Consider the following 26949-nt stretch of genomic DNA (forward strand, 5'->3'; position numbering starts at 1 on the left):
TCCCCTTCACGGGAGCACTCCGACGGCCACGACGGCTCACTTGCTGAAGTCGGGGACCAGCTTGGCGATCGCGAGTTCCGCGTTGCTCAGGCCCTTGTCCAGGGACTCCTTGCCGGCGGCGATCTTGGGCAGCTCGGTGTCGAGCGGGCCCCACAGGGAGCCGTACTCGGGCAGCGCCGGGCGCGGCTGGGCGGCGGGCAGGACGCCCTGGTAGCCCGCGATGCCGGGGTCGGCCTTGACCTCGTCGGTGTAGGCGTCGTCGCGGGTGGGGAGCGTGGAGTTCTTCAGGGCGATGGTCTCCTGGGACTTCGCCGACGCCATGAAGTTCACGAACTTCATGGCCGCGTCCTGGTGGGCCTTGTCCGAGCCGGCGTAGACCGAGAGGTTGTGCCCGCCGGTCGGGGCGCCCGCCTTGCCGGCGGAGCCGGCCGGGACGGTGGCGATGCCCAGGTTGGACTTGTCCGTGAACGCGGAGCCCTTGTAGAAGTTCGTGATCTCCCAGGGGCCCTGGATGATCGCGGCGACCTTGCCGTTGACGAACGCGTCCTGGATGTGGGCGTAGGCGTCGGCGGTGGTGTCGGCCTTGTGCAGGCCCTTGCCGTCGAACAGGCCGAGCCAGGCGCCGTAGGCCTTCTTGGCCGGCGCCGAGTTCATCGTGATCTTCTTGGCGTCGGCGTCGACGGTGTTGGTGCCCTCGCCGTAGAGGAAGCTCTGGGCGTAGTAGGCCTGGGTGGAGCCCCAGTACCCGTCGACACCGGTCTTGTCCTTGATCTTGGCGGCGGCGGACTTCAGCTCGTCCCAGGTCTTGGGGGCCTCGGCGATGCCGGCCTTCTTGAACAGGGCCTTGTTGTAGACCAGGGCCAGGGTGTCGGTGACGAACGGGACGCCGTAGGTCTTGCCCTCGTATTGGGCCTGCGTGACCAGGCTGGGCTGGAACTTGTCCTGGTCGGCGAGGGCCTCGGTGCCGTCCAGCGGCACGAAGTAGCCCTTCTTGGCGAAGGCCGGGGTCCAGCCGACCTCGGAGCGCAGCACGTCCGGGGCGCCCTTGGAGCCGGCGGCCGTGTCGAACTTGTTCTGCGCCTGGTCGAACTGGACGTTGACGTACTTGACCTTGATGTCCTTGTTGGCCGCTTCGAACTGCTTGACCAGGGCCTGGTACGTCGGTGCCTCGTTGGTGGCGTTGGAGGTGTCCCACCAGGTGATGGTCACCGGACCGTCCGACTTGTCGCCGTTGTCGCTCCCGCCGCACGCCGTCGCCGCGAGTGCGAGGGACGCCACCAGCGCGGTGGCCGCTATGCCACGCCGCATGAGTTCTCCTTGAGGGTTAAGCCCGTGAACAGGTAACGGCCCCGTCCGCCGCCCTGCCGACTTTCCGACCGCGCCATTGCCGCCGCCGGGCGACCGGAAACGTAACAGCGTTGCAAGCCCGGCGAAAGACCTTGCAGAAAAAAAGTGCAAGACACCGCGTCAGTTACCGCTTCGTGACCCGCTCCTGCGGGTCCTACGACCCTGATTTCACGCGGACAGGCGGCCCGTCGGACACTTGTGCAAGACTCTGCAAGCCCTTGCCAGACAGTGGCGGGGGAGGAATCATCCCGTTGCGGACCGGACGCCGAGACCCGGACGTCGACCGGACGCCGACCGAACACGAGGGATCGCGATGACGCAGCAGCCCGCAGCGGGCCGTTCAACGGCTCGCGCCAGGCGCCCCATCGGTGGGCAGGGCGGGGGGCGACCGGTACAGTCCGGTCACGTGACCACACGGCTTGCCGACATCGCCGCCCAGGCGGGGGTGAGCGAAGCGACCGTCAGCCGCGTCCTGAACGGGAAGCCCGGCGTCGCCGCCACCACCCGCCAGTCCGTGCTGGCCGCCCTCGACGTCCTCGGCTACGAGCGCCCGGTGCGGCTGCGGCAGCGCAGCGAGGGCCTGGTGGGGCTGATCACCCCGGAGCTGGAGAACCCGATCTTCCCGGCGCTGGCGCAGGTCATCGGCCAGGCGCTGACCCGGCAGGGATACACCCCGGTGCTCGCCACCCAGACCCCCGGCGGGTCCACGGAGGACGAGCTGACCGAGATGCTGGTGGACCGCGGGGTCGCCGGGATCATCTACGTCTCCGGTCTGCACGCGGACACCACGGCCGACATGGAGCGCTACGAGCGCCTGCGCGCCCAGGGCGTCCCCTACGTCCTCGTGGACGGCTTCTCCCCCAAGGTGCAGGCGCCGTTCATCTCCCCCGACGACCGGGCGGCGATGACCCTGGCGGTCACCCACCTCGCCTCCCTGGGGCACACCCGCATCGGCCTGGCCCTCGGCCCGAAGCGCTTCGTCCCGGTGCAGCGCAAGATCGAGGGCTTCGTCCGCGCCATGCGGGACCAGCTCGGCCTGGCCGCGGACGTCGTCGAGTCGGAGCTGATCCAGCACTCCCTCTACACCCTGGAGGGCGGCCAGGCGGCGGCCACCGCGCTCATCGAACGGGACTGCACGGCGATCGTCTGCGCCAGCGACATGATGGCGCTCGGCGCCATCCGCGCGGCCCGGCAGCGCGGCCTGGAGGTCCCCCGGGACGTCTCCGTGGTGGGCTTCGACGACTCCCCGCTGATCGCCTTCACCGACCCGCCCCTGACGACCATACGCAAGCCGGTGCCGGCCATGGGCCAGGCCGCGGTGCGCACGCTGCTGGAGGAGATCGGCGGGACGCCCGCGCCGCACAGCGAGTTCGTCTTCATGCCGGAGCTGGTGGTGCGCGGTTCGACCGCTTCGGCCCCCGGGGACCGCAGTCGTCCCTGAGACGGAGAACATGCGAACGGGACCCGACCGGCGGATGAGCGGTGGACGAACGCTTTTCTGGCAGACTCTGTGCCTATGGGTGACTCGACCGTGACACGCCGGGAAGGCCGGGAAAAGGCCGTTCCACACCTCGTCACGGACGAGCGGCGCCCCACCGCCCTGGAGCGGCTGCGCACACCCCGCCACCCGCGGCTGTGGTTCGAGATCCTGCTGATCGCGGTGAGTTACTGGACGTACTCCCTGATCCGCAACGCGGTCCCGGAGCAGAAGGCCCAGGCGCTGCGCAACGCGGACTGGGTCTGGAGCGCCGAGCACCGGCTCGGCATCGCCGTCGAACACGCCGTCAACCACGCCGTGAACTCGGTGACTTGGCTGATCATCGGCATGAACTACTACTACGCGACGCTGCACTTCGTGGTCACCATCGGCGTCCTGGTGTGGCTCTACCGCACGCACCCCGGCCGCTACGCGGCGGCCCGGCTCACCCTGTTCGTGACGACGGGCGTGGCCCTGCTCGGCTACTACCTGTACCCGCTGGCACCCCCGCGCCTGATGACCGACGGCCGCTTCGTCGACACGGTCCAGGTGCACCACACCTGGGGTTCCATGGCCTCGGGCGACCTGAAGAACATGTCCAACCAGTACGCCGCGATGCCGTCCATGCACATCGGCTGGTCCCTGTGGTGCGGGCTGACCGTCTTCGCCCTGAGCGCGGTTCCGTGGCTGCGCGTCCTCGGGCTGCTCTACCCCGTGGCCACCCTGGTCGTCATCGTCGCCACCGCCAACCACTTCTGGCTCGACGCGGTCGGCGGTGTCCTGTGCCTGTCCTTCGGCTTCACGGCGGCCCGCGTCTGGTACGGGGCGCTGCCGCACGCGCTGCCGCGGCTGACGCCGGCGCTGCGGCCGACGGAGGCGTAGGCGGCGTAGGCGCCCGCGGTGGTGTCACCGGGGCGCCGTTCCGCCGAACGGCCGTCCCACTGAGCAGCCGCTTCACTCCGAGCGGCCGCTCCACTGAACGGCTGCTTCACTGAGCGGCCGCCTCACGCGCCGTAGAACAGCTCCTCCATGACCGACCGGGCCCGGCGGGCCGTCCGCCGGTACGCGTCGAGCATGTCGCCCGCGTGCCCCGGCCCGTAGCCCAGGTACCGCCCCACGGCGGCCAGCTCCCGGGACTCGGTGGGGAACGTGTCCCCGGCCCGCCCCCGGACCAGCATCACCGCGTTGCGCACCCGGGTGGCCAGGACCCACGCCTCGTCGAGCGTAGAGGCGTCCTCCGGGGACACAAGGCCCGCCTCCCGCGCCGCCGCCAGCGCCTCACGCGTGCGCGTGGTCCGCAGCGACGCCTCCCCGGCCGCGTGCCGCATCTGGAGCAGCTGCACGGTCCACTCCACGTCGGAGAGCCCGCCCGGGCCCAGTTTGGTGTGCAGCTTGGGATCGGTGCCGCGCGGCAGCCGCTCGGACTCCATCCGGGCCTTCAGCCGCCGGATCTCCCGCACCGCGTCCTCGCGCAGCCCGCCGCGCGGATACCGCAGCGGATCGATCAGCTCGACGAACCGCCGCCCCAGGTCCTCGTCCCCGGCCACCGGCTCGGCCCGCAGCAGGGCCTGCGACTCCCACACCAGCGACCACCGCCGGTAGTACGCCTCGTACGACTTGAGCGTGCGCACCAGCGGCCCGGACTTTCCCTCGGGCCGCAGATCCGCGTCGACCAGCAGCGGCGGATCCGCGCTCGGGACCTGGAGCAGCCGGCGCATCTCGGCGACCACCTTCGCCGCGGCCTCGGCGGCTTCCCGCTCGTCGGCGCCCTCCCACGGCTCGTGCACGAACAGCACGTCCGCGTCCGAGCCGTAGCCCAGCTCGTGCCCGCCGAAGCGTCCCATGCCGATGATCGCGAACCGGGTCGGCAGGGTGTCCCCCCAGCCCTTGCGCACGACCGCCCGCAGGGTGCCGGCCAGCGTCGCCGCCGTCAGGTCGGACACCGCGCCGCCCACCCGGTCCACGAGCGCGCCCTGGTCGGCCTCGGCGGGCCGGGTCTCGGTGCCGTAGGAGCCGACGATGTCGGCGGCGGCCGTACGGAACAGCTCCCGCCGCCGCACGCCGCGCGCCGCCGTGACGCCCTGCTCGGCGGTCTCGGCGCGGCGGACGGCGGCGAGGACCTCCTGCTCCAGTTGGGCGCGCCCGCGCGGTCCGAGGCCGCCCGCGTCGCCGTCGCCCAGCAGGGCCACGGCCTCGGGAGCGCGCATCAGCAGGTCGGGCGCGAGCCGCCCGGCCGACAGCACCCGGGCGAGGTTCTCGGCGGCGGCCCCCTCGTCCCGCAGCAGCCGCAGATACCAGGGGGTCTTGCCGAGCGCGTCCGACACCTTGCGGAAGTTCAGCAGCCCGGCGTCCGGGTCGGCGGAGTCCGCGAACCATCCCAGCAGCACGGGCAGCAGGGTCCGCTGGATGGCCGACTTCCTGGTGACGCCGGATGCCAGCGCCTCCAGGTGCCGCAGCGCGGCGGCCGGGTCGGCGTACCCGAGCGCGACCAACCGCTCCCGCGCCGCGTCCGGCCTCAACCTGGCCTCGCCCGGTGCGAGTTGGGCGACCGCGTCGAGCAACGGCCGGTAGAACAGCTTCTCGTGCAGCCGGCGTACGACGCTGGTGTGCCGTTTCCACTCGCGGGTCAGCTCGGTGATCGGGTCGCTGCGCAGCCCGAGCGACCGTCCGAGCCGGCGCAGATCGGCCTCGTCCTCGGGGACGAGGTGGGTGCGCCGCAGCCGGAAGAGCTGGATGCGGTGCTCCAGGGAGCGCAGGAACCGGTAGGCGTCGTCGAGCTGCACGGCGTCCACGCGGCCGACGTACCCGCCGGCGGCCAGTGCCTGCAACGCGCCCAGGGTGGAGCCGCTGCGCAGCGACGGGTCGGTCCGCCCGTGCACCAACTGAAGGAGCTGCACGGCGAATTCGACGTCCCTGAGGCCGCCGGGACCGAGTTTCAGCTCGCGCTCGACCTCGGCCACGGGGATGGTCTCGACCACGCGGCGGCGCATCTTCTGCACGTCGGCGACGAAGTTCTCGCGTTCGGCGGCCTGCCAGACCATGGGGGCGAGCGCGGCGATGTACTGGCCGCCCAGTTCCGGGTCGCCGGCCACCGGGCGGGCCTTGAGCAGCGCCTGGAACTCCCAGGTCTTGGCCCACCGCTGGTAGTAGGCGACATGGCTGCTGAGGGTGCGTACCAGCGGCCCGTTGCGGCCCTCGGGCCGCAGGTTGGCGTCGACCGGCCAGATCGAGCCCTCCACGGTCGTCTCGGAGCAGATCCGCATCATGTGCGAGGCGAGCGCGGTCGCGGCGCGCAGGGCCTTGACCTCGTCGGCGCCGTTCACGGCCTCACCGACGAAGATCACGTCGACGTCGGAGACGTAGTTGAGCTCGTGGCCGCCGCACTTGCCCATCGCGATCACCGCGAGCCGGCACAGCGCGTCGTCCTCGGGCGCGGCGGCCCGCGCGATCCGCAGTGCGGCGCGCAGGGTGGCGGTGGCGAGGTCGGCGAGCTCGGCGGCGGTCTCGGCGACATCGGTGGTGCCGCACACGTCGCGGGCGGCGATGGACAGCAGGCAGCGCCGATAGGCGACGCGCAGCGCGACCGGGTCACCGGCCTCCGCCAGCCCCTGCTCGAACTCCTCGACCCCAGGGTGCAGGTCGCGCGGCTCGTAGGTGACCAGCGCCCGCCAGTCGCCGGCGTGCCGGGCGAGGTGGTCGCCGAGGGCGGCGGAGGCGCCGAGCACCCCGAGCAGCCGGTCGCGCAGCGGCTTGGCCGCTATCAGGGTGTCGAGCAGCTCGCGGCGGGCCTTGGACTCCGGCTGCGCCTCCAGCAGCCGTACCAGACCGGCCAGCGCGAGATCGGGGTCGGCGGTGGCGCCCAGCGCCTCCAGCAGCACCGGGTCGTCCCTGAGCGGCGCGAGGTCCGGGCCGTCCAGCAGCCGCTCGGCGTCCGTGGCATGGATGAAGCCGTGCCGCAGCAGCCGCGTGAAGGTACTGCTCCTGCGCCCCGGCGCCGTCATCCCGGCCTCCCGTCGGATCCAGCCCGTCCTGGCCAGAGCCTATCCGGACTCGGGGACGGGGGCCCTGAGGGCGACCCCCGCCACGGTGCGCCGACGCTCACTCGTAGGTGTGTCGACCGCCCCATTCAAACTACTCAGAGTGGCCGCTGTGTCTACCGTCAGGCAGATCGCGACAGGACGCGTACGACGGAGGGGTCCGGATGTCGGTGGACGGTGAGGCGGTACGGCTCAGGAGCGAGGCGGACGAGCCGGGGTGGGAGGTGGACCCGGACGACGACTGGGGCATCGCGGTCGTCGCCACCGTGGGGCGGCAGCTGAGACTGCGGCGGGAGGCGGCGGGGATGCGGGCCGGCGAGTTCGCGGCGGCGGTCGGGTACGGCGAGGACCTCGTCTACAAGATCGAGGGCGGGAAGCGGATCCCCCGGCCCGAGTACCTGGACAAGGCGGACGAGGTACTGGGCGCGGGCGGGCTGCTCTCGGCGATGAAGGAGGACGTGAAGCGGGTCCGGTACCCGAAGAAGGTCCGTGATCTGGCCAAGCTGGAGTCCCAGGCGGTCGAGCTTCTGTCGTACGGCAGTCACAACCTGCACGGGCTCCTGCAGACCGAGGAGTACGCGCGAGCCCTGCTGAGCACCCGGCGACCCGCGCTGTCGGAGGACGAACTTGAGCGAGCCCTCGCCGCCCGAATGGCCCGCAAGGCGATTTTCGAGCGGGTTCCCCCTCCGGAACTCAGCTTCGTCCAGGAAGAGGTGACTCTCCGCCGCCCCGTCGGGGGCAAGATGGTGTTGCGCAGGCAACTCGAACACCTGCTGGAGGTGGCGCACTTGCGGCACGTCGACGTCCAGGTGATGCCCACGTCTCGTGGAGACCATCCGGGAACGGGAGGCCGGATCCAGGTGCTGAAGTTCCCGGACGGCACGGCGATGGGCCGTGCCGACGACGAGTTCGGCAGTCGGCCGGTCTCCGTCCCTCAGCAGTTGCGGATCCTTGAGCTGCGCTATGGCATCATCCGCGCCGAGGCTCTGACCACACGAGAGTCGCTCACCTTCGTCGAACAACTGCTGGGGGAGACATGAACGGCAACGAAGCGGCGGGAAACGTCGTCGATCTGGCCTGGTTCAAGAGCAGCTACAGCGACAGCAGCAACCCCAGCGACTGCGTCGAGGTCGCCACGACCCCCGCCGCCGTCCACGTCCGGGACTCCAAGAACCCCCGAGGCCCCCGCCTCGCCCTCGCACCGGCCGCCTGGACGGACTTCGTGACCTTCGCGGGCAGGGGCTGACCCCCGCCCCGCACACCGCGCTCGCCGTCGAGCGCAACCACGGCTAGGAGCCTGTCTCACCGGACCCTCGCGGGGTTGTCGCCTACTGACCCACACTTCTAGCCTGACGGCATGTTGGGCATAGGGCACTTCTGGGCTTTCCTCGCCGTGGTCGCTGTGCTGATCGCTGTTCCGGGGCCGAGCGTGGTATTCGTTGTCGGGCGCGGGGTGGCGCTCGGGCGTCGAGCGGCGCTGGCCACGGCGGTGGGCAACAACGGCGGGGTGCTGATCCAGGCCGTGTTGGTGGCCTTCGGGTTGGGAGCCGTGGTCGCGCGGTCGATCGTGGTGTTCTCGGTGCTGAAGTTCGCAGGCGCGCTGTATCTGGTCTATCTCGGCGTCCAGACGTGGCGGCATCGCGGGGAACTGGCCGTCACGGACACGCAGCAGCGGCCACCCACGAACGTGCGGCGCATCGTCCGGCAGGGTTTCGTTGTCGGGGTGAGCAATCCGAAGGGCTTCTTGATCTTCTCGGCCGTGCTGCCTCAGTTCGTCAACCGCTCAGCAGGTCACGTGACGCTGCAACTCCTGCTCCTCGGCATCGTCTGCGCCGCTGTCGCTCTGGTTTCCGACTCGGCCTGGGGGCTCCTCGCCGGGACGGCGCGTGGCTGGTTCCGCGGGTCGCCCCGGCGCCTGTCCGCGATTGGTGCAGTGTCCGGGACGGTGATGGTCGGCCTCGGCGTCCGTCTGGCTCTCACCAGGAATGACGTGTGACAACGCAGCGGATACTCGAAACGTTGTGCGTTTCGCTGGTTGCTGAGACACGCTCCTGGGGCGTGCCGGCGTCCTGTCCAGCACCGCCCGCGCGCGCCGGCTCACCCTCATCAGGAACCGGTAGTCCCTCCTCGGTGGGGTTAACCCCACCCCGTAGTCGGAGGCTGGCTCCAGGGATTGGCCGGTCGCCCCACGGTAGTTTCCGGTTCCGGGGATTCAGGCCCCGGCCTGTGCGCATTGACGCCGCCTCCGACGAACCGAAAGCCCTCCATGAGCCGCTTCGAAATCCGGTCCCGCCTCACCGCCACGCCACGGCGGCAGATCGGCCTTCTGACCGCTCTGGCTGGAGCGGTCCTCGTCGCCTTCTTCCTCGCGCCCAACGCGCTGGCCCGGAGTTCGGTCAACACCGCGAACGTCGGCGATACCTTCCGCCGCGGATTCGTCGCCTACTGGGGTTCCGGCAGCGAGGACTTCCCGACGCAGTTGAGCACCACGGTCGCCTTCTGGTTCCGCTTCCACCTCGTCAAGGCCGGCGTTTCCGCACTGCTCCTCGCGGTGGCCGTGGTGCTCGGTGTCGTCCTCAGCCGCCATCTTCGGCAGTCGACCGGCGGGCGAACCAGCCGTTTCCCCCTCGCGCTGTACAGGGCCCTCGTCGGAGTGCTCGGGCTCTTCGCTCTTGTGGCGCTGCTGGCCAATCTGCAGGGCGCAGCGGCCCCGTTCGCCTCGCTGATGCCCATGCTGACGAGTGGCGGTGCCGACGGCGAACTCACCGCGACCCTCGGCCAAGTCCAGCAGCAGATCGCCGTCTATCCGGAGGGCCGGCACTCCCCCGCCCTCGCTGTCATGATCAGCGACTTCGCCCTCTACCACGCGGTACTGGCCGCGATGGCCGTCATCGTCGCGCTCGCGATGACCGGCGCGAGTGTCGTGTGCTGGAGGCGCCTCAGGACGTCGTCCGACACCCGGTCGAGGCGCGCGATGAAGTTCGGCGGTACCGGTTCAGCGATCCTGGCGGCCGTTGTACTCGTCATCGCCTACGCGAACACCACTACCGCGACACACTCGCCCCAGGCGCTCGCCGACTTCTTCGCCGGCGGGTGGTGAAGACATCCGTCGCGGTCGGGATCAGCTCGCGCGCTCCGGGACGAGGAGGACGCCCCCGCAGCGACGCGGCCGAGGTGGCCGCGCAGGAGGCCCGCCGCCTCAGGTTCGCATAGACCGCTTGACGGGCGTCTGTGCAGTGCCTGCACACTGTCGAGAGGTCGTTGGTGGTCGTCTTGGGCCGCCCTTCGACGGCCCAGCGACGGCCCGGACGGACCGGACAGGGTGTCCGCACGCATGAGGGTGGCTCAGAGAGTTGCCTCGACGACACGGAGGAGCAGGCGGCCGCGATCTTCTGGTGTGCACCGTCGTTCGAGGAGTTCGCCCACCGCTTCTGGATCGAGAACCGTCTGTGGCATGCGGTCAACGGCGGCGACCCGTCAAGGCTCGAACCGCAGTTGTGCGACTACTTGCTTCACTACACGCCGCCTGAATCCTCCGCATGCCCCTGAAGGACCTGGCGCCCAGGGACGTCATCCGCTTCCGCTCCAAGGGCACGGGTTGCCAGGTCGATGCTGTCGACCAGCCTGATGGCGACATCCGTCTCGGCTGGACAGCACCGGCCCCTTCCCGGTATGAGAAGACAGTGTTGGTGCAGGCCGCTGGGGGTCGTGTTCCCGGAAAGCGGCAGAGCGGCCTGTCTTCCGAGGTCTCCGTCGCTGCTCAGGTACGCGCTCTACTGCCGCCCTTCGTATGGCGTGCACCGCGCGCTTCGTCAGTTTCGCCCGATCCAAAGGTCTTCTTGTGTCTCTTCTTGTCGCGCTGGTCGCCGTCGGCGTCATAGTGCTCGTACTGCTCTTCAGTTCCATACGCACTGTCGACCAGGCGCATGTCGCAGTCGTCACCCTGTTCGGGAAGTACCGCCGGGTCCTGAACCCTGGCCTGAACCTCATCATCCCGATTTTCGAACGCATCCATCGCAAGGTGCCTGTTCAGAACCAGACCTCCCGTCTGCAGTTCTCCGCCATCACTGGTGACCAGGCCGCGGTCCACTTCACGTCGACGATCATCTTCACGGTGTCCGACCATTCCCCGGAGACCGTGCAGCTCGTGGCCTTCAAGTTCATCAACGACAATTCGTTCCACATGGCGATGACCAGCGCCGTCGAGGCAAGTGTGCGGGAGTTCGTCTCGACGAAGAAGCAGGCCGAGGTTCTGGGCCTGAGGTCGGAAATCGTCTCGCACGCGAAGTCGACCCTGGATGAGCAGCTCGCTTCGTGGGGTTACACCCTGGTCGACCTGACCGTGAACGACATCACCTTCGACGCCGAGGTCATGGCGTCGATGTCTCGTGTGGTGGCGGCGAAGAACGCGCAGTCGGCCGCTGAGTTCGAGGGTCAGGCGCTGCTGATCACGCGGACGAAGGAGGCGGAGGCGAACGGTGCCGCGATCCGGATCGCGGCGCAGAACGAGGCGGAGGCCGCACGACTGCGCGGTGAGGGTCTGGCGCAGTTCCGTATGGAGCTGGCGAAGGGCCTGTCCGAGTCCGCGCAGACCCTGACGGATCACGGGGTCGACCCTGGTCTGCTGGCCTTCACGATGTGGACGGAGACGATTCGCGAGTCCGCGAAGGAGGGCGACGGCAACGTGATCTTCCTCGACGGGAGTGTCGAGGGTATGCAGGGCTCGCTGCGTCGCCTCCAGGGCCTGACTCAGGTTGACAAGGCGTAGTCACCGAAGGTAGCTGTTCCGTGCCGTGAACACCGCCGCAGCGTCCTACAGGGCACTGCGGCGGTTCTGCGTTCGGGCTGCCTCGTGGGGGGCACAAGGACTGATCGCGCTTCTTCACCGCCTTCGGCCACTTCGCCTCGTAGGTCCGGGCGAACTCGCGTACCGCCTTCTCGGCGTGGTCGCGGTCCTCGGCGTTGCAGATCTCCTGCCGGGTGACCAGTTCGGGATCGCGCATGCCGCGACGGCGGCAGTCGCGCAACAGGTCGGCCCAGGACTCGGCGGACTCCCGCAGCCCCTCGCTACGCCACGGTCTGAATCATCCACTCGCCGGCTCCGGTGCCGATTGACATCCTTGGCTAATGGCAATAGCCTCTGGGCTATGGTTACTAAGAGGTCGCTGACGCCGGCCGCCGTGGTCGATGTGGCGCTCGGCATCGTGGACGAGCGCGGGCCGGACGGCCTCACGCTCGCCGCCGTGGCGCACGGCTGCGGGGTCGCCACGCCGTCGCTCTACAAGCACGTGGCGAGCCTCGGCGAACTGAAGACGCTCGTCGGAGTGCGGGTGCTGGAGGATATGACCGACCGGTTCACGACGACCGTCTTGGGCACCGGTGGCAACGAGGCGGTCACTGGGTTGATGCACGCCTACCGTGCGTACGTCGCCGCGCACCCGAAGCGGTACGCCGCGCTGCCGATGGACCCGCTGCACGACCCGATCCAGGAGGCGGCCGGCGCGAAGCTCATCGGCGTCATGTACGCCACGCTGCGCGGCTACGGACTCGAGGGCTCGGCGGCCGTGCACGCGACCCGGCGCCTGCGGGTGCTCGTGCACGGCTTCGCGTCCATCGAATCCGCGGGCGGCTTCGGCCTGCCGGAAGACCTCGACGACACCTACGACCAGCTCATCCAGATGTATCTCGCCAGCCTGAGGAGCGACTCATGAGGATCCCGCTGTCCGTCGCAGGCGTACTGTTCCTGCTCTACCCCGCCCTCCGCCCATGGGAGGACGAGTCCACCACCTCGGGTGCCGCCGCCGCGATGGGCTCCACCGCGTGGATCGTCGCGCACCTGTGCGCGATGATCGGGTTCATCCTGGTCGCGATTGCACTGCTGCCGATCAACCGCGTGGCGGCGATCGTGTTCTGGATCGGCGCCGGCCTGACGCTGCCGTACTACGGCGCCGAGGACTTCGGCCTGCATGCGATGGCCAACCAGTCGAACGTCCTCGACCTGGCCGAGGACGTGCGCTACAACCCGTTCGCGATGACGATGTTCGGGCTCGGGCTGCTGACCATGGCGGCGGGCGCGATCCTCGTCGCAGCCCGGATGCGCACGGTGCCGGCGATCCTGTTCGCGGTCGGGTTCGGGCTGTTCCTGCCGCAGTTCTTCGGTCCGCCCGCACTGCGGATCGCGCACGGCGCACTGCTCGCGGCCGCCTGCGTGTGGCTGGCCTGGGACGCGAAGCGGATCCAGCCCGCGCCGGTGCCGGCCTGACTTGAGGTCGTTGCCTCCTGCATCTGTGGCTCCGACCTGTGGCGCGCCGTTCGTGCGTCGGTACCGGACAGTCGATGATCGCCGCGATCAAGGTGTTGCTCAGGCCCTGATTCTGCGCACGGCGAGTGCGCGCGGAGGCATCGGGTCCCTCGTCGCCCCGCGATCGGTACGCTTCCCGCGGAGGCGGGGATGTTCGATGCGGTGATCATCGGAGTCGGTAGTGTCATCTTCATGGCGTTTGGCGTGTGGCTCGTCGGGCGGCAGCGCGGCCGACGCTCGGACACCCGTGCGGGCTGGGGCGTCATAGCGATCGGACTGGGGCAGTTGTTTCACGCAGCCGGCTCCTGGGCCGGAAGCCGCCAGCCCCTCGGCTTCATCCTGGCTGCCTGTTGTCTGGCATTCAGCATTACTGGCTTCATTCTGGTGGTGCGCGGCCGCGACATCCTCCGAAACGGCCGCGGCGGCCGGAAGCGCCGGAAGCTGCCTCCGCTGCACCCGTGATGGGCAGGACTGGGCCTGCGCCACGCGCATGTACCGCGCGCTGCCCACGCTCGTCGCCCTGCGAGACATTGAGCCCTGTTCAGATTCAGGACGTCGGCATCGCCCTGTGGCGTCACTCCGCGTGTGTGGTTTCGCGTTTGTCGCAGGTGGCCTGGGGTCGGAAGGACTCGGTGCCGGTCTGGAGCAGAGTGCCGCGGAAGGTGAGGCGGTCAGCGATCGCCGCGCAGAGCCGGCGGTCGCCGAACGTCTTCTCCCACTCAGCGAACGGTGAGTTCGTCGCGACCGCCGTGGCCCTGCGTTCCTCCCGCTCCGTGAAGGTCTGGAACAGCAGCTTGGAGCCCTAAGGTCGACCTTGCTGTAGCGGGCGAGGCGCTTGGCGGCCTCCGTGGTCAGTCCGGCCTCGGCGATCACGGTGCCGATCCCGATCTGCCCGCTTGAGGCAGGCCGGGTGACGGGCCAGAAATCCCGTCCACGTTCCGTCCACACACATCGAGATGGGGCGTTCGGGACCGAAGACGACCACGAACCGGCCGCCGCGAAGCCGGCCGTGTAGAGGATTTCCTGGTGGGCCGTCGCACTCAGTCTGCGGGCGGGGCGACGGTCGGCGGCACAGCCGCTGGCCTTCAGACTGCCTTGGGGCGATCTTCGGGCGAGAGGACTGTGGGCCTGCGCCGCATGGGGGGATACAGCATCACCGCCGCGCAGACCACGGGTATGGCGGGAGGCACGAACCACCACGGGATGCCCGTCAAACCTGCCAGGAACCCCACCCCGAAGCCGGCGCCGAGGATCGTGAAGAGGATCCGCCCACCGTATGGGTAAAAGGTGAAGGGCTCGTAGGAACGAGGCCTGACAAGGCGTACCGCGCCGAACACCAGCATCTGAGCCGCGAGGAGCGCGGCGAGCGTGCCTAGGGCGGCGTTCATCTGGAGTTCGTCCCGGGGTACATCAGTGGTGTTCTGTTCGACGCCGTCCTTGTCGAGCACCACGATGTGGCGGCGCCAGAGGGTGGCGGTGACCTGGTCGCCCGGCTCCAGCCGCTCGAAAAGCGGCCCCTGGTCATTGAAAAGCACGTATCCCCGCCAGGAGCCCTCGTTCTTCAGGGTTGCCTTGTAGGTCTTGGATCTCGTGCCGGTCTCCTCCGTCTTCACGACGGTGATCTGCCCGGTACTCAGGCAGTCCTCCTGCACCTGTGCCGTCGCTTGAGCGGGGCAGGGCTCGGCTGCGCGGTAGTCCTGGAGTTGCTCTCTGTTGGAGGGCAACCATGCAGTGAACGCGAGGTAGCAAAGCACCGCCAGTGTCGAGGACAGCAGGATCAGCAGCACGCCTGTGAACCGCGTCCGGCCCGGCGACTTCCGGCGTGCACTGGTCTTGTTCGGCTGTCTGCCCGCACTGTGGGCCATCGCCCGCGCTGTCATCGGCTCCCCCATCCTCGATCACGTCCGGTGATCATCACACCCGCCGCACGCCGGGTCCACACGCTTCCGTGCCCACGACGCTCCTGACCGGCCGGACAGTCCCAGCGACGCCAAGGGCGGCCCCTACGTCGCCGCCTACGGCAACGGCGGCGGCAAGCCGACCATCCCCGAACTCCAGCACGCCTTGGGCATCGACTGGACGGAAGTGCGCGAGGAACTGACCGAGGCCATCCCGCCCGCCTACACCGAGCACATCGCCTCTGCGGTCGGTGACCTGCGCTTTCCTCATCCAACAACCCGCCGGGGGGACACATGGGGGAATCAGCCGTTCATCAGCGGGTGCCGGCGCTGCCGAATCGTCATCCGGGGAGGGCGGCAAGCGCGGTTGCGCCCAGGGAAGTGGCGTACGGGTTCGACCTGATCCGGGGGCTTGTTCCGGCGTCGAGGTGACGCCCGCAGGCAGGGGCGTGCCTGCTCATCCTCTCCCTGAGCGAGCTGAACAGCCGCCCACGCAAGACGCAGCCTCGCCCGCCACCTCTAAATGCGATTGCCGCCGGCCCACGGCCTGCGCTGATACTTCGACATGAGCAGAATCGCACAGGTCATCGTGTTGGCGCTGAACGCGGAGGAGGTGATGGAACCGTTGACTCGGCCGGATGACTCGCGCAGTTGGAAGGGTCACTTCGAGCCGCTCGGGCTGTTCATTGGTGGATGGGTGATCGAGTTCGACCGGGTACGCCCCCGGTCGGGGCTGCTCCGCCACCTGGAGTCTCTTGCGTGGCCGTGCCCGGCGAGCGTGCAGGTGCTGATCCATGACGAGGAAGACGACTGCTTCGGGCTGTGGATGATGCGGGACGGCGTGCTGGCCGAGGTGCCGATCCCCGGCCATAGACGCCTGCACCCTCCATCGCCGATGACCCATGAGTTCCCGCCCGACCCGGGCCTGCTGTGGCAGACAGAGACGGCCGTGCCAACCGGTTTCTCGACGGAGCGCCAGGACCAGCGCCCCGCCTGGTAGGGCGGTGAGACGCCGCGGGGCCGACGGTTCGCGATCGTCGGCCCCATCCCGTGAGTGGCCGGGAGACCTGTCCTGACCTGCCCCTACAGCACCGGCAGATGCTTCTTCAGCTCGAAGGCCGTGACCTCCGAGCGGTACTCGTGCCATTCCGCGCGCTTGTTGCGGAGGAAGAAGTCGAAGACGTGTTCGCCCAGGGTGTCGGCGACCAGGTCGCTGTTCTCCATCAGGGTCAGGGCCTCGCCGAGGTTCTGGGGCAGGGGTTCGATGCCCATCGCGCGGCGTTCGGCGTTGGAGAGGGCCCAGACGTCGTCCTCGGCGCCCGGCGGGAGCTCGTAGCCCTCCTCGATGCCCTTCAGGCCGGCGGCCAGGAGGACGGCGTAGGCGAGGTAGGGGTTCGCGCCGGAGTCGATGGAGCGGACCTCCACGCGCGCGGAGCCGGTCTTGCCGGGCTTGTACATCGGGACGCGGACCAGGGCGGAGCGGTTGTTGTGGCCCCAGCAGATGTACGAGGGGGCCTCGCCGCCGGCGCCCGCGGTGCGCTCGGAGCCGCCCCAGATGCGCTTGTAGGAGTTCACCCACTGGTTGGTGACCGCGGAGATCTCGGCGGCGTGGCGCAGGAGGCCCGCGATGAAGGAGCGGCCCACCTTCGAGAGCTGGTACTCCGCGCCGGACTCGTAGAACGCGTTCCGGTCACCTTCGAACAGCGACAGGTGCGAGTGCATGCCGGAGCCCGGGAACTCCGAGAAGGGCTTGGGCATGAACGTGGCCTGGAGGCCCTGCTCCAGCGCCACCTGCTTCATGACCAGGCGGAACGTCATGATGTTGTCCGCGGTGGACAGGGCGTCGGCGTAGCGCAGGTCGATCTCCTGCTGGCCGGGGGCGCCCTCGTGGTGGGAGAACTCCACCGAGATGCCCATCGACTCCAGCATGGTGATCGCCTGGCGGCGGAAGTCCATGCCGATGGCCTGCGGAGTGTGGTCGAAGTAGCCGGAGTTGTCCGCGGGCGTGGGCCGGGAGCCGTCCAGCGGGCGGTTCTTGAGCAGGAAGAACTCGATCTCGGGGTGGGTGTAGAAGGTGAACCCGAGGTCGGAGGTGCGGGCCAGGGCGCGCTTGAGGACGTAGCGCGGGTCGGCGAAGGAGGGCGAGCCGTCCGGCATGAGGATGTCGCAGAACATACGGGCCGTACCGGGGGCCTCGGCACGCCAGGGCAGGATCTGGAAGGTGGACGGGTCCGGCTTGGCGATCATGTCGGACTCGTAGACCCGGGCGAAGCCCTCGATGGCGGAGCCGTCGAAGCCGATGCCCTCGTCGAAGGCCTGTTCCAGCTCGGCCGGCGCGACGGCCACGGACTTGAGGAAGCCGAGCACGTCCGTGAACCACAGGCGTACGAACCGGATGTCGCGCTCCTCCAACGTCCGGAGCACGAACTCCTGCTGCTTGTCCATCTTCCGCTTTCCCATCCTTGCTGGTCAGGCCGCCTGTGTGCGCTGTCACGGGAGACCGTCGGGCACCTGAGCATCCCACCACGGTCACGTTTCGCACGTGTTGCGGAGCCCTGTCGCCCGGCCGCCACGTGAGGCGATCGCCCCGCGTACGGCAGGTGTACCGCTCTGCCGCCCATCTTGCCCGCTCGCACCGTCATCCGTAATGGCCGATCCGTCACCCACGTGACCGAAACCACGCCGCTTTAATTTGCATCTCAAATGCAAGTTTCAATACCGTTTCGATCAGTCGAGCGATCGAGCCCGTCCGATCGAGTCATCGAGGAGTCACCATGCTGTCCGAGCAGTCAGCAGCAACCGTCCGCGCCACCCTCCCCGCCGTCGGCGCGGCCATCGAGCGGATCACCGAGCGCTTCTACGCCAGACTGTTCGACGCCCACCCCGAGCTGCTGCGCGACCTGTTCAACCGCGGCAACCAGGCCGCCGGCACCCAGAGGCAGGCTCTGGCCGGCTCCATCGCCGGCTTCGCCACCCACCTCGTGGCGAACCCGGACCAGCGGCCCGACCTGATGCTCCAGCGCATCGCTCACAAGCACGCGTCGCTCGGGGTGACTCCGGAGCAGTACCCGATCGTCCACGAGCACCTGTTCGCGGCCATCGCCGAGGTGCTCGGCGACGCGGCGACCCCCGAGGTCGCCGACGCCTGGACCGAGGTCTACTGGCTGATGGCCAACGCCCTCATCGCCATCGAGAAGCGCCTGTACGAGCAGAGCGAGCAGCGGGGCTGGCGCGCGTGGGAGGTCGTCGAGCGGACCGAGGAGACCGCGGACGTGGCCACCTTCAGGCTGCGCCCCGCCGACGGCGCCCCGGTGCCCGGCTACCGGGCCGGCCAGTACGTCTCGGTCGGCGTCGAGCTCCCGGACGGGGCCCGCCAGATCCGCCAGTACAGCCTGACCGCGGCCCCCGGATCGCCGGAGCGGCAGTTCGCCGTCAAGCGGGTGGCCGGCGACGCCACGACGCCCGACGGCGAGGTCTCGAACCACCTGCACGCACACGTGCGCGTGGGTGACGTCCTCCAGCTCTCCGCCCCGTACGGCGACCTCGTCATCGAGGAGACCGAGGCACCACTGCTGCTCGGCTCCGCGGGCATCGGCGTCACCCCGATGATCGCCATGCTGGAGCAGCTCGCCCTCGCCGGTCACCGCGCCCCGGTGACCGTGGTCCACGCCGACCGCTCGCCCACCACGCACGCGCTCCGCTCCGACCACCAGGCGTACGCGTCCAAGCTGCCGGACGCGCGCCCTGTCTTCTTCTACGAGCAGGACGCCGAAGGGGCCGGGCGGCCCGGCCTGGTCGACCTCGGCGACGTCGAGGTCCCGGCCGGCACGCGCGCGTACCTGTGCGGTCCGCTGCCCTTCATGCGGGCGGTGCGCGAGCAGCTGATCGGCAAGGGCGTGTCCCCGGCCGACATCCACTACGAGGTCTTCGGCCCGGACCTGTGGCTGGCCCAGCCGGCCGCCTGAGCGATCCGGCCGACGTGCCCCGAAGGCCGGCCGAGGCGGTTCACACCGTCCCGGCCGGCCTTTCACGTGCTCGTACGGGAACCTTCCGGCCCCCGGCACCGGATCCGATCAGGTCGCCCGCCGCATGGCGGGCAGGCCCAGCAGCAGCGGTCCCGTCGGGGCCGCGACCATGTCGGCGACCGTGAGAGGGTCGAGGGCGGCGTAGAAGGCCTCCTGGGCCCGGCGCAGGGCCCCGCGCAGGCGGCAGTCGGAGCTGAGCGGGCAGGGAGTGCTGCCCTCGCAGTCGGCCACGTCGCCCTCGCCCTCCAGGGAGCGCACGAGGGCGCCGACCGAGGCGTTGCGGCCCGCTTCGGTGAGCGTCAGTCCGCCGCCGCGGCCGCGGCGGGCCGCGAGCAGACCGCGGTGCTGGAGTTCGGCGACCACCTTCGCGGTGTGCGTGTACGGCACGCCCATGTCGTCCGCGACCTCCCGGGTCGTGGGGCTCGACTCTCCGGCGACCGCGAGCCGCATCAGGACGCGCAGCGCCATGTCGGTGGAGCGCAGCAGCCGCATGGGGGCCAGGGTAGGTAATACGCATCCGTCGTTCAACTTATCGGCGGTCTCCCAGCGGACGCCTCCGTCCCACTACGATCAGCGGGCCCCTCGGGCACGCACAGCTCCCGTACGCCGCACCCGCATGCCCCACCCGACCGCCACGTCCGACCGCCCTCCCCCCACGAAGGACTCCGCCATGGATGCCGCGCCCCGGACCGGTACCGAACAGCACAAGGCCCGCATGGAGGAGATGCACCGGGCGCAGCGCGTCCGTGAGCGGCGCAACCGGTGGCTCACGATGGCCGCGGGCACGGTCGTCGTGGCCGGGCTGGTCACCGGCGGCGTGGTGCTGCTGAACTCGGGATCCTCGGACGCCGCGCCGGCCGCTGCGAGCGACGGGAAGGGCGGTGAGAAGGGCGGCGGCGAAGGGCGCTTCGTCACCCGTGCGGACGGCGTACGGACGTGGAAGGGCACGCTGGACCGCAACCACACCACCACCCCGGTGACCTATCCGATGGAGCCCCCGGTCGGCGGCGACCACAACCCGGTCTGGCAGAACTGCAACGGTGACGTGTACTCCGAACCGGTGAAGAACGAGGCCGCCGTGCACGCGCTGGAGCACGGCGCCGTATGGGTGACGTACAACAGCAAGGCGTCCAAGGCGGACGTGGCCGCGCTCGCGGCGAAGGTGAGGAAGACCCCGTACACGCTGATGAGCCCGGTCGAGGACCAGAAGGACCCCCTCATGCTGTCCGCCTGGGCGCACCAGCGCTCGGTGACGGGCGCGAACGACCCGCACGTGGACAAGTTCCTCTCCGAGTTCGTCCAGGGCCCGCAGACGCCGGAACCGGGTGCCACCTGCACGGGCGGTCTCGACCGGTGAGGCACATCGGGCTGATCGCCGGGGCCGCGGCGGCGGCCCTGGTGGCGACGGGGGCGATCACGTACGCGGTCGCCGAGGACAGCGGCGGGGCGCGCTCCGCCGCGACGGTGCCCGTCGCCGATTCGGCGGACGCCGGCTTCGCCCGGGACATGGCGGTCCACCATCAGCAGGCGGTCGAGATGTCGTTCGTCGTGCGCGACCGCACCACGGACACCGAAGTGCGCCGTCTCGCCTACGACATCGCGCAGACGCAGGCCAACCAGCGGGGCATGCTGCTGGGTTGGCTCGACCTGTGGGAACTGCCGAAGGTGTCGGCGAAGCCGCCGATGGCGTGGATGGGCATGGGCGGCATGCCCGCGGGCGAGGACGGCGCGCTGATGCCCGGCATGGCGACGAACACCGAGATGCGCGAGCTGGGCGAACTCGACGGCAGGCAGGCCGAGGTGTTCTACCTCCAGCTCATGACCGACCACCACAAGGGCGGGGTCCACATGGCCGAGGGCTGTGTCGCCCGCTGCGCGGTCGGTGTGGAGAAGCGGCTCGCGCGGGGCATGGTCGCGTCACAGCGGTCGGAGCTGCGGCTGATGGCCGACATGCTCAAGGAGCGTGGCGCGGCGCCCCGTTCCTGACCCGGGCGCCCTGTTCCTGACCCGGACGCCCGTTCGGGCCCCGGTCACTTCCTTCGCCACACGTCTCCCCACGCACGACGCGGGGATGAAAGCCTCAATTCCGCCTGTGCGGCTGGTTCTTTGGGTTTCTCTTGGTCTTCTCATTCCCCTGACATGAACGGTTCATCAGGAAGAGTGACCCCGTTCGTGTGATCCATTCGGGGCCGAACCGCCGCGGGCGCCGCGGGGATCGCGCGAGAGCCAACCACTCATTGCGACACATGCGAACGCATCGCAGGGGGTTCTATGAGATCCAACCGTGCCACAGCGCGCGCCGGAGTGAGCTTGGCGGCGACCCTGCCGTTGCTCGCCGGCGCACTGGCGCTCGGCATACCCGCGCACGCTGCGGACCACCCGAGCCGCAGCACGCTCGCGGGCACCAAGCCCGTCTGGGCGACGGCCACGGCGGACAAGGGCGCCACCTCGGACAGCGCCCAGGTCCGCGCCCGGGTCTACCTGGCCGGACGGGACGCCGCCGGCCTCGCCCAGTACGCCGCGGCGGTCTCCGACCCGTCGTCGGCCTCGTACGGCAAGCACCTGAGCGCCGCGGAGGCGCAGGCGCGCTTCGGCGCGACGCAGGCCCAGGTGGACGCCGTGAAGTCGTGGCTGGCGTCGTCGGGGCTGAAGGTCACCTCCGTGACCCCGCACTACGTCGCCGTCTCCGGTGACGTCGCCGCCGTCGAGAAGGCGTTCGGCACCCAGCTGCACAACTTCGCCAAGGGTTCCAGGACCTACCGCGCCCCGGCGCAGACGGCGTCGGTGCCGGCCTCCCTGACCGGCGCCGTCCTGACCGTCACCGGCCTGGACAACGCCCCGCACAAGGCGAAGCACAAGGACCAACTGCCGCCGCCGGACGACGTCTTCAAGAACTCCGGGCCGTTCTCCACGTACCACGGCTCCAACGTCGCGAGCACGCTGCCCTCCGCGTACGGCCAGAAGGTCCCGTACGCCGTCAAGGGCTACACCGGCAAGGAGCTGCGGTCCGCCTACGGCGCGGGCAAGTACACCGGCAAGGGCGTCCGCGTCGCCATCACCGACGCCTACGCCTCGCCGACCATCGCCTACGACGCGGCCACCTACGCGAAGAAGAACGGCGACAAGCCCTGGAAGACGGGCCAGTTGCGCCAGGTGCTCCCGGCCGGCTACACGGACACCGAGGAGTGCGGGGCGGCCGGCTGGTACGGCGAGGAGACCCTCGACGTCGAGGCCGTGCACGCGGTCGCGCCGGACGCGAACGTCGTCTACGTCGGCGCCGCGTCCTGCTACGACGACGACCTGCTCGACTCGCTGAGCAAGATCGTCGACAACCACCTGGCCGACATCGTCTCCAACTCCTGGGGCGACATCGAGGCCAACGAGACGCCGGACGTCGCGGCGGCCTACGACCAGGTCTTCCAGTTCGGCGCGGTCGAGGGCATCGGCTTCTACTTCTCCTCCGGCGACGACGGCGACGAGGTCGCGAACACCGGTACCAAGCAGGTCGACACCCCGGCCAACTCGGCGTGGGTGACCGCCGTCGGCGGTACCTCGCTGGCCGTCGGCAAGGGCCACAAGTACCTGTGGGAGACCGGCTGGGGCACCCAGAAGGCCTCGCTGTCCAAGGACGGCAAGAGCTGGGCGGGCTTCCCCGGCGCGTTCACCTCGGGCGCGGGCGGCGGCACCAGCAGGACGGTTCCGCAGCCGTCGTACCAGAAGAACGTGGTGCCGAAGGCGCTGGCCACGGCCAACAACAAGGCCGGCAACCGCGTCGTCCCGGACATCGCGGCGATCGCCGACCCGAACACCGGCTTCCTGGTGGGCCAGACGCAGACCTTCCCGAACGGCTCGGAGAAGTACAGCGAGTACCGCATCGGCGGCACCTCGCTTGCCGCGCCGGTCATCGCGGCCGTCCAGGCACTCGCCCAGGAGGCCCGCGGCGGCAAGGCGATCGGCTTCGCCAACCCGGCGATCTACTCCAAGTACGGCTCGAAGGTCTACCACGACGTGGTGGACCGGCCGACCGGCAAGGACCTCGCGGTCGCGCGGGTCGACTACGTCAACGGCGTCGACGCCGCGGACGGCCTGGGCTACTCCGTCCGCAGCCTCGGCAAGGACAGCTCGCTCCAGGCGGTCAAGGGCTACGACACCGTCACCGGCGTGGGCTCGCCCGCGCCCGGCTACGTCGAGTCCTACCCCCGCCGCTGACCCCGGCAGAACATGCGTGTGCCCGCCCCTCCACTCGGGGGGGCGGGCACACGCGCGTACGGCGCCTCCGCACGAGCGGGGCCCGGACGCCTCGCCGGTCGGCGGGACACGGCGGGGCGCGCCGGGTGACACCGCTGTCTGACGGGGACCGACCGGGTGGGCAGGGGCCGCAGGTACCGGCACGGGAACGCGGGCCGCGGGCACCGGCACGGGAGCGCGGGCCCGGCCAGGAAGCCGCCCAGGGCGGCACAGGACGGGCGGGCCCCGGCCCCCACAGGCCGACGCAGGCGCCCGGGCTCGCGACGGTCCGCGCAGGAGGGTCCCAGTGCTCGCCGGTCGGCGCGGGGCGATCCGGCCCGGTGCGGGCGTCGCCGGACGTCCCGAACCGACGGGCGACGGCGGATCGGCGCCGGCGGTCCGCGGCGGCGTGGGACGGGCCACATCGTCGGGCCCGGCTATCGCGTCGCTCTGACGATTACACTGGGGGCGTGCCTCAACTACGTCTCGCTCTGAACCAGATCGACTCGCGCGTCGGAGACCTCGCCGGGAACTCCGAGGCGATCGTCCGCCGGGCCCGGGAGTCCGCCGAGCGCGGAGCGCACCTCGCGGTGTTCCCGGAGATGGCGCTGACCGGGTACCCCGTCGAGGACCTGGCCCTCAGGTCGTCCTTCGTGGAGGCGTCCCGCGCCGCGCTGCGCGCCCTCGCCGCCCGGCTCGCCGCGGAGGGCCTCGGGGAGCTGCCGGTGCTCGTCGGCTACCTCGACCGCGGTGAGACCGCCCAGCCGAAGTACGGCATGCCGGCCGGCGCACCGCAGAACGCGGCGGCGGTGCTGCACCGCGGCGAGGTGGTGCTGAGCTTCGCCAAGCACCACCTGCCCAACTACGGCGTCTTCGACGAGTTCCGCTACTTCGTCCCCGGCGACACCATGCCGGTCCTGCGCGTGCACGGCGTCGACGTCGCGCTCGCCATCTGCGAAGACCTGTGGCAGGACGGCGGCCGGGTGCCGGCCGCGCGCAGCGTCGGCGCGGGGCTGCTGGTCTCGGTCAACGCCTCGCCCTACGAGCGTCTGAAGGACGACACCCGCCTCGACCTGGTCCGCAAGCGGGCCCAGGAGGCCGGCTGCACCCTCGCCTACCTCGCCATGACCGGCGGGCAGGACGAGCTGGTCTTCGACGGCGACTCGATCGTGGTCTCGCCGGACGGCGAGGTGGTCGCGCGGGCGCCGCAGTTCGCCGAGGACCTCATGGTGCTGGACCTGGACCTGCCCGCCGCCGCGGCGGACGCCCCGACGGGCGTGGTCGACGACGGTCTGCGCATCGACCGCCTGGTGCTGTCCGACGAGCCGCTGCCCGCCTACGAGCCGCTGCCGGCCGGCGAGTACGCCGCGCGCATGGACGACGACGAGGAGGTCTACACGGCCCTGGTCGTGGGCCTGCGCGCGTACGTGCGCAAGAACGGCTTCCGCTCCGTGCTGATCGGCCTGTCCGGCGGCATCGACTCCGCGCTGGTCGCGGCGCTCGCCTGCGACGCGGTGGGCCCCGAGAACGTGTATGGCGTCTCCATGCCGTCCAAGTACTCCTCCGAGCACTCCAGGGACGACGCCGCGGAGCTGGCACGCCGCACCGGCCTGAACTTCCGCACCGTCCCGATCGCCCCGATGTTCGACGCCTACATGGGCTCCCTCGGCCTGACGGGTCTGGCCGAGGAGAACCTCCAGTCCCGGCTGCGCGGCACGCTGCTGATGGCGGTCTCCAACCAGGAGGGCCACATCGTCCTCGCACCCGGCAACAAGTCGGAGCTGGCGGTGGGCTATTCGACGCTGTACGGCGACTCGGTGGGCGCGTACGGCCCGATCAAGGACGTGTACAAGACGTCGGTCTTCCGGCTGGCCGAGTGGCGCAACCGGGCCGCGGCCGAGCGGGGCGAGACCCCGCCGATCCCGGAGAACTCCATCACCAAGCCGCCGAGCGCGGAGCTGCGCCCCGGCCAGGTGGACACCGACTCGCTGCCGGACTACCCGGTGCTGGACGCGATCCTGGAGCTCTACGTCGACCAGGACAAGGGCGCCGACCTGATCGTCGCGGCCGGGTACGACCGTGAGCTGGTCGCGAAGACGCTCCGCATGGTCGACACGGCCGAGTACAAGCGGCGCCAGTACCCGCCGGGCACGAAGATCTCCGCGAAGGGCTTCGGGAAGGACCGGCGCCTGCCGATCACCAACGGCTGGCGGGAGTCGGCGTAGGCGCCCGTTCCCAACTGAGGGCGGGCCGGGGGCTTTGGGGTGCAGCCCCCGGGGCCACCCGGCCCGCCCTCGGCTCAAACCGCCTCCGCCCGCGGCTCCCCCGTGCTCGACGGGGCGGAAGGAACTCCCGGACGTGCCGTGGCCGGCAGGTGCGAGGCGAGCACGCGCTCCCGCCCCCGCACGGCGCCCGCCCGCCGCAGGTCCACCCGGTGGGCCGTGCCGGCCACCGCGAGGCCCAGTACCGCGAGGGCGGCCCCCGCGAGGGCCGGCGAGGTCACGCCGAGGCCCGCGGCGAGCGCCAGCCCGCCGATCCAGGCGCCGCCCGCGTTCGCCAGGTTGAACGCGGCCTGGTTGGCCGCGGAGGCCAGGGACGGGGCCGTGGACGCCTTCTCCATGACCATGAGCTGGAGCGGCGAACCGGTGGCGAACGCCGCCGTGCCGAGCAGGGCCACCGCGAGGGCCGCGCTCCAGTGGGTCCGCATCATCAGCGGGAACAGTGCCAGGACGACCACCAGCGCGACGAGCGCGCCGAACAGCGTGCCCCGCGTCGAGCGGTCGGCCAGGCGCCCGCCGAGCAGGTTGCCGGCGGTCGCGCCGACCCCGAACAGGGCCAGCACCAGCGTCACTCCGGCCTCGGTGTACCCGGCGGAGCGGGTGAGCATCGGCGTGATGTAGCTGTACGCGGAGAACAGCGCGCCGCATCCGGCCACGGTCGTCAGCAGGGCCAGCCAGACGGGGAGCGAGCGCAGGGCGGCCAGTTCGCGGCGCAGTCCGGCCGCGGGGGCGTGGCCGCGGTCGTGCGGAACCAGCAGGGCGAGGGCCGCGATCGCGGCGACCCCGATCACGCTGACCGCGAGGAAGGTCGTCCGCCAGCCGAGGTGCTGGCCCATGAGCGTGGCGACCGGGACGCCGATGACGTTCGCGAGGGTCAGGCCGAGCAGCATCAGGGACACCGAGCGCGCCTTGCGCTCCGGCGGCACCAGGGCCGCCGCGACCACGGCGCCCACGCCGAAGTAGGCGCCGTGCGGCAGTCCGCTGAGGAAGCGGGCGGCCAGCAGCCAGTGGTAGCCGGGCGCGAGGGCGGAGAGCGCGTTGCCGACGACGAACAGGGCCATGAGGCCGATCAGGACGTGGCGGCGGGGCAGTCGCGAGGTGACGGCGGCCAGCAGCGGGGCGCCGATGACGACGCCCAGCGCGTACGCGGAGACCAGGTGCCCGGCCGCGGGAATCGAGATGTGCAGGTCGCCGGCGACGTCGGGGAGCAGCCCCATCATGACGAACTCGGTGGTGCCGATGCCGAAAGCGCCCACGGCGAGGGCGAGCACAGCCAGGGGCATGAAGGGCCTTTCGAAGCTTCGAAGCGTGCGGGGCAGTTCCGTACCGCGGTGAACCGCGCATGCGTATGTTCTCAG

23 protein-coding genes and 2 pseudogenes are annotated in these 26949 nt (G+C 70.5%); 17 read left to right on the forward strand and 8 right to left on the reverse strand.

Features of this window, described 5'->3' with window-relative positions; genetic code table 11:
* Positions 1-36: 36 nt before the first annotated feature.
* The gene (locus tag OIE49_RS11330; protein ID WP_326802205.1) at positions 37-1308 is read right to left on the reverse strand and encodes an extracellular solute-binding protein; all 1272 of its coding nucleotides are present in this window, start codon (positions 1306-1308) and stop codon (positions 37-39) included.
* Between the two features lie 445 nt (positions 1309-1753).
* Between OIE49_RS11330 and OIE49_RS11335 the strand changes: the two genes are divergently transcribed.
* Together OIE49_RS11335 and OIE49_RS11340 are read left to right on the forward strand one after the other, a co-directional pair.
* A complete protein-coding gene (locus OIE49_RS11335) occupies positions 1754-2788 on the forward strand; it encodes a LacI family DNA-binding transcriptional regulator (RefSeq protein WP_267895319.1) in 1035 nt (344 codons plus the stop codon).
* A 75-nt stretch (positions 2789-2863) separates the two neighbouring features.
* Complete coding sequence (locus OIE49_RS11340) at positions 2864-3706, forward strand: phosphatase PAP2 family protein (RefSeq protein WP_100567118.1); 843 nt, start codon at positions 2864-2866, stop codon at positions 3704-3706.
* 122 nt (positions 3707-3828) lie between these two features.
* On the opposite strand, the gene OIE49_RS11345 is transcribed toward OIE49_RS11340, so the two are convergent.
* Entirely contained in the window at positions 3829-6825 is a 2997-nt protein-coding gene (locus OIE49_RS11345; protein WP_100567117.1) for a bifunctional [glutamine synthetase] adenylyltransferase/[glutamine synthetase]-adenylyl-L-tyrosine phosphorylase, read from the reverse strand.
* 200 nt (positions 6826-7025) lie between these two features.
* Here OIE49_RS11345 and OIE49_RS11350 point away from each other — a divergent pair, with 200 nt between their 5' ends.
* The 5 genes from OIE49_RS11350 (at position 7026) to OIE49_RS11370 (ending at position 11629) form a co-directional block, all read left to right on the forward strand.
* Positions 7026-7901, forward strand: a complete 876-nt coding sequence (locus OIE49_RS11350; RefSeq protein WP_100567115.1) for a helix-turn-helix domain-containing protein — start codon at positions 7026-7028, stop codon at positions 7899-7901.
* The gene (locus OIE49_RS11355) at positions 7898-8107 is read left to right on the forward strand and encodes a DUF397 domain-containing protein (RefSeq protein ID WP_326802206.1); all 210 of its coding nucleotides are present in this window, start codon (positions 7898-7900) and stop codon (positions 8105-8107) included. Before OIE49_RS11350 ends, OIE49_RS11355 begins: the two co-directional genes overlap by 4 nt.
* A 111-nt stretch (positions 8108-8218) precedes the next feature.
* Positions 8219-8857: a LysE family translocator gene (locus tag OIE49_RS11360; protein ID WP_326802207.1), complete on the forward strand. Its 639-nt coding sequence runs from the start codon at positions 8219-8221 to the stop codon at positions 8855-8857.
* Between the two features lie 270 nt (positions 8858-9127).
* Complete coding sequence (locus OIE49_RS11365) at positions 9128-9961, forward strand: tat (twin-arginine translocation) pathway signal sequence (RefSeq protein ID WP_326802208.1); 834 nt, start codon at positions 9128-9130, stop codon at positions 9959-9961.
* A gap of 690 nt (positions 9962-10651) precedes the next feature.
* A complete protein-coding gene (locus OIE49_RS11370) occupies positions 10652-11629 on the forward strand; it encodes an SPFH domain-containing protein (RefSeq protein WP_326802209.1) in 978 nt (325 codons plus the stop codon).
* Positions 11630-11738: 109 nt separating this feature from the next.
* Here OIE49_RS11370 and OIE49_RS11375 read toward each other — a convergent pair.
* A pseudogene (locus tag OIE49_RS11375) lies at positions 11739-11930 on the reverse strand (IS256 family transposase); the annotation flags it as partial.
* Positions 11931-12008: 78 nt separating this feature from the next.
* Between OIE49_RS11375 and OIE49_RS11380 the strand changes: the two are divergent.
* The 3 genes from OIE49_RS11380 to OIE49_RS11390 all read left to right on the forward strand — a co-directional run bounded on the left by OIE49_RS11380 (position 12009) and on the right by OIE49_RS11390 (position 13624).
* On the forward strand, positions 12009-12572 hold the full coding sequence (locus OIE49_RS11380; RefSeq protein ID WP_326802210.1) for a TetR/AcrR family transcriptional regulator: 564 nt from the start codon (positions 12009-12011) through the stop codon (positions 12570-12572).
* Positions 12569-13123: a hypothetical protein gene (locus tag OIE49_RS11385; RefSeq protein ID WP_326802211.1), complete on the forward strand. Its 555-nt coding sequence runs from the start codon at positions 12569-12571 to the stop codon at positions 13121-13123. Before OIE49_RS11380 ends, OIE49_RS11385 begins: the two co-directional genes overlap by 4 nt.
* Before the next feature lie 189 nt (positions 13124-13312).
* Positions 13313-13624: a hypothetical protein gene (locus OIE49_RS11390; RefSeq protein ID WP_326802212.1), complete on the forward strand. Its 312-nt coding sequence runs from the start codon at positions 13313-13315 to the stop codon at positions 13622-13624.
* 112 nt (positions 13625-13736) lie between these two features.
* Here OIE49_RS11390 and OIE49_RS11395 read toward each other — a convergent pair whose 3' ends face one another.
* Positions 13737-13955: an ATP-binding protein gene (locus tag OIE49_RS11395; RefSeq protein ID WP_326806191.1), complete on the reverse strand. Its 219-nt coding sequence runs from the start codon at positions 13953-13955 to the stop codon at positions 13737-13739.
* A 292-nt stretch (positions 13956-14247) separates the two neighbouring features.
* On the reverse strand, positions 14248-14949 hold the full coding sequence (locus OIE49_RS11400) for a hypothetical protein (RefSeq protein WP_326802213.1): 702 nt from the start codon (positions 14947-14949) through the stop codon (positions 14248-14250).
* 127 nt (positions 14950-15076) lie between these two features.
* Between OIE49_RS11400 and OIE49_RS37100 the strand changes: the two are divergent.
* Both OIE49_RS37100 and OIE49_RS11410 read left to right on the forward strand, forming a co-directional pair.
* A pseudogene (locus OIE49_RS37100) lies at positions 15077-15307 on the forward strand (hypothetical protein); the annotation flags it as partial.
* A 318-nt stretch (positions 15308-15625) separates the two neighbouring features.
* Positions 15626-16060, forward strand: coding sequence for a hypothetical protein (locus tag OIE49_RS11410; protein ID WP_326802214.1), 435 nt, complete (start codon positions 15626-15628; stop codon positions 16058-16060).
* Positions 16061-16143: 83 nt separating this feature from the next.
* On the opposite strand, the gene glnA is transcribed toward OIE49_RS11410, so the two are convergent.
* A complete protein-coding gene (gene glnA, locus OIE49_RS11415) occupies positions 16144-17505 on the reverse strand; it encodes a type I glutamate--ammonia ligase (RefSeq protein WP_100567106.1) in 1362 nt (453 codons plus the stop codon).
* 329 nt (positions 17506-17834) lie between these two features.
* Between glnA and OIE49_RS11420 the strand changes: the two genes are divergently transcribed.
* Positions 17835-19025 carry a globin domain-containing protein gene (locus OIE49_RS11420; RefSeq protein ID WP_326802215.1) on the forward strand — a complete coding sequence of 397 codons (1191 nt, stop codon included), beginning with the start codon at positions 17835-17837 and terminating at the stop codon, positions 19023-19025.
* A 108-nt stretch (positions 19026-19133) separates the two neighbouring features.
* Here OIE49_RS11420 and OIE49_RS11425 read toward each other — a convergent pair whose 3' ends face one another.
* Complete coding sequence (locus tag OIE49_RS11425) at positions 19134-19577, reverse strand: RrF2 family transcriptional regulator (RefSeq protein WP_326802216.1); 444 nt, start codon at positions 19575-19577, stop codon at positions 19134-19136.
* 178 nt (positions 19578-19755) lie between these two features.
* On the opposite strand from OIE49_RS11425, the gene OIE49_RS11430 reads away from it, so the two are divergent.
* The 4 genes from OIE49_RS11430 (at position 19756) to OIE49_RS11445 (ending at position 25537) form a co-directional block, all read left to right on the forward strand.
* Positions 19756-20442 carry a DUF3105 domain-containing protein gene (locus tag OIE49_RS11430; protein ID WP_326802217.1) on the forward strand — a complete coding sequence of 229 codons (687 nt, stop codon included), beginning with the start codon at positions 19756-19758 and terminating at the stop codon, positions 20440-20442.
* A complete protein-coding gene (locus OIE49_RS11435; RefSeq protein ID WP_326802218.1) occupies positions 20439-21071 on the forward strand; it encodes a DUF305 domain-containing protein in 633 nt (210 codons plus the stop codon). The genes OIE49_RS11430 and OIE49_RS11435 overlap by 4 nt, the downstream gene beginning before the upstream one ends.
* A gap of 285 nt (positions 21072-21356) precedes the next feature.
* The gene (locus tag OIE49_RS11440; RefSeq protein ID WP_326802219.1) at positions 21357-23294 is read left to right on the forward strand and encodes a S53 family peptidase; all 1938 of its coding nucleotides are present in this window, start codon (positions 21357-21359) and stop codon (positions 23292-23294) included.
* A gap of 488 nt (positions 23295-23782) precedes the next feature.
* Positions 23783-25537 (forward strand): NAD+ synthase, encoded by a 1755-nt coding sequence (locus OIE49_RS11445; protein WP_326802220.1) that lies wholly within the window; start codon positions 23783-23785, stop codon positions 25535-25537.
* Positions 25538-25611: 74 nt separating this feature from the next.
* Here OIE49_RS11445 and OIE49_RS11450 read toward each other — a convergent pair whose 3' ends face one another.
* A complete protein-coding gene (locus tag OIE49_RS11450) occupies positions 25612-26874 on the reverse strand; it encodes an MFS transporter (protein WP_326802221.1) in 1263 nt (420 codons plus the stop codon).
* Positions 26875-26949: the final 75 nt, after the last annotated feature.

Source organism: Streptomyces sp. NBC_01788, assembly GCF_035917575.1.
GTDB lineage: Bacteria > Actinomycetota > Actinomycetes > Streptomycetales > Streptomycetaceae > Streptomyces.

What these genes read in the sequence shown, in the direction of transcription:
- OIE49_RS11340 (WP_100567118.1), top strand. Translation starts at nt 2,864, where the DNA reads ATGGGTGACTCGACCGTGACACGCCGGGAAGGCCGGGAAAAGGCCGTT.
- OIE49_RS11380 (WP_326802210.1), top strand. Translation starts at nt 12,009, where the DNA reads ATGGTTACTAAGAGGTCGCTGACGCCGGCCGCCGTGGTCGATGTGGCG.
- OIE49_RS11345 (WP_100567117.1), bottom strand. Translation starts at nt 6,825, where the DNA reads ATGACGGCGCCGGGGCGCAGGAGCAGTACCTTCACGCGGCTGCTGCGG.
- OIE49_RS11330 (WP_326802205.1), bottom strand. Translation starts at nt 1,308, where the DNA reads ATGCGGCGTGGCATAGCGGCCACCGCGCTGGTGGCGTCCCTCGCACTC.
- OIE49_RS11350 (WP_100567115.1), top strand. Translation starts at nt 7,026, where the DNA reads ATGTCGGTGGACGGTGAGGCGGTACGGCTCAGGAGCGAGGCGGACGAG.
- OIE49_RS11390 (WP_326802212.1), top strand. Translation starts at nt 13,313, where the DNA reads ATGTTCGATGCGGTGATCATCGGAGTCGGTAGTGTCATCTTCATGGCG.
- OIE49_RS11420 (WP_326802215.1), top strand. Translation starts at nt 17,835, where the DNA reads ATGCTGTCCGAGCAGTCAGCAGCAACCGTCCGCGCCACCCTCCCCGCC.
- OIE49_RS11425 (WP_326802216.1), bottom strand. Translation starts at nt 19,577, where the DNA reads ATGCGGCTGCTGCGCTCCACCGACATGGCGCTGCGCGTCCTGATGCGG.
- OIE49_RS11410 (WP_326802214.1), top strand. Translation starts at nt 15,626, where the DNA reads ATGAGCAGAATCGCACAGGTCATCGTGTTGGCGCTGAACGCGGAGGAG.
- OIE49_RS11440 (WP_326802219.1), top strand. Translation starts at nt 21,357, where the DNA reads ATGAGATCCAACCGTGCCACAGCGCGCGCCGGAGTGAGCTTGGCGGCG.
- OIE49_RS11430 (WP_326802217.1), top strand. Translation starts at nt 19,756, where the DNA reads ATGGATGCCGCGCCCCGGACCGGTACCGAACAGCACAAGGCCCGCATG.
- OIE49_RS11365 (WP_326802208.1), top strand. Translation starts at nt 9,128, where the DNA reads ATGAGCCGCTTCGAAATCCGGTCCCGCCTCACCGCCACGCCACGGCGG.
- OIE49_RS11360 (WP_326802207.1), top strand. Translation starts at nt 8,219, where the DNA reads ATGTTGGGCATAGGGCACTTCTGGGCTTTCCTCGCCGTGGTCGCTGTG.
- OIE49_RS11450 (WP_326802221.1), bottom strand. Translation starts at nt 26,874, where the DNA reads ATGCCCCTGGCTGTGCTCGCCCTCGCCGTGGGCGCTTTCGGCATCGGC.
- OIE49_RS11355 (WP_326802206.1), top strand. Translation starts at nt 7,898, where the DNA reads ATGAACGGCAACGAAGCGGCGGGAAACGTCGTCGATCTGGCCTGGTTC.
- OIE49_RS11370 (WP_326802209.1), top strand. Translation starts at nt 10,652, where the DNA reads ATGGCGTGCACCGCGCGCTTCGTCAGTTTCGCCCGATCCAAAGGTCTT.
- glnA (WP_100567106.1), bottom strand. Translation starts at nt 17,505, where the DNA reads ATGGACAAGCAGCAGGAGTTCGTGCTCCGGACGTTGGAGGAGCGCGAC.
- OIE49_RS11385 (WP_326802211.1), top strand. Translation starts at nt 12,569, where the DNA reads ATGAGGATCCCGCTGTCCGTCGCAGGCGTACTGTTCCTGCTCTACCCC.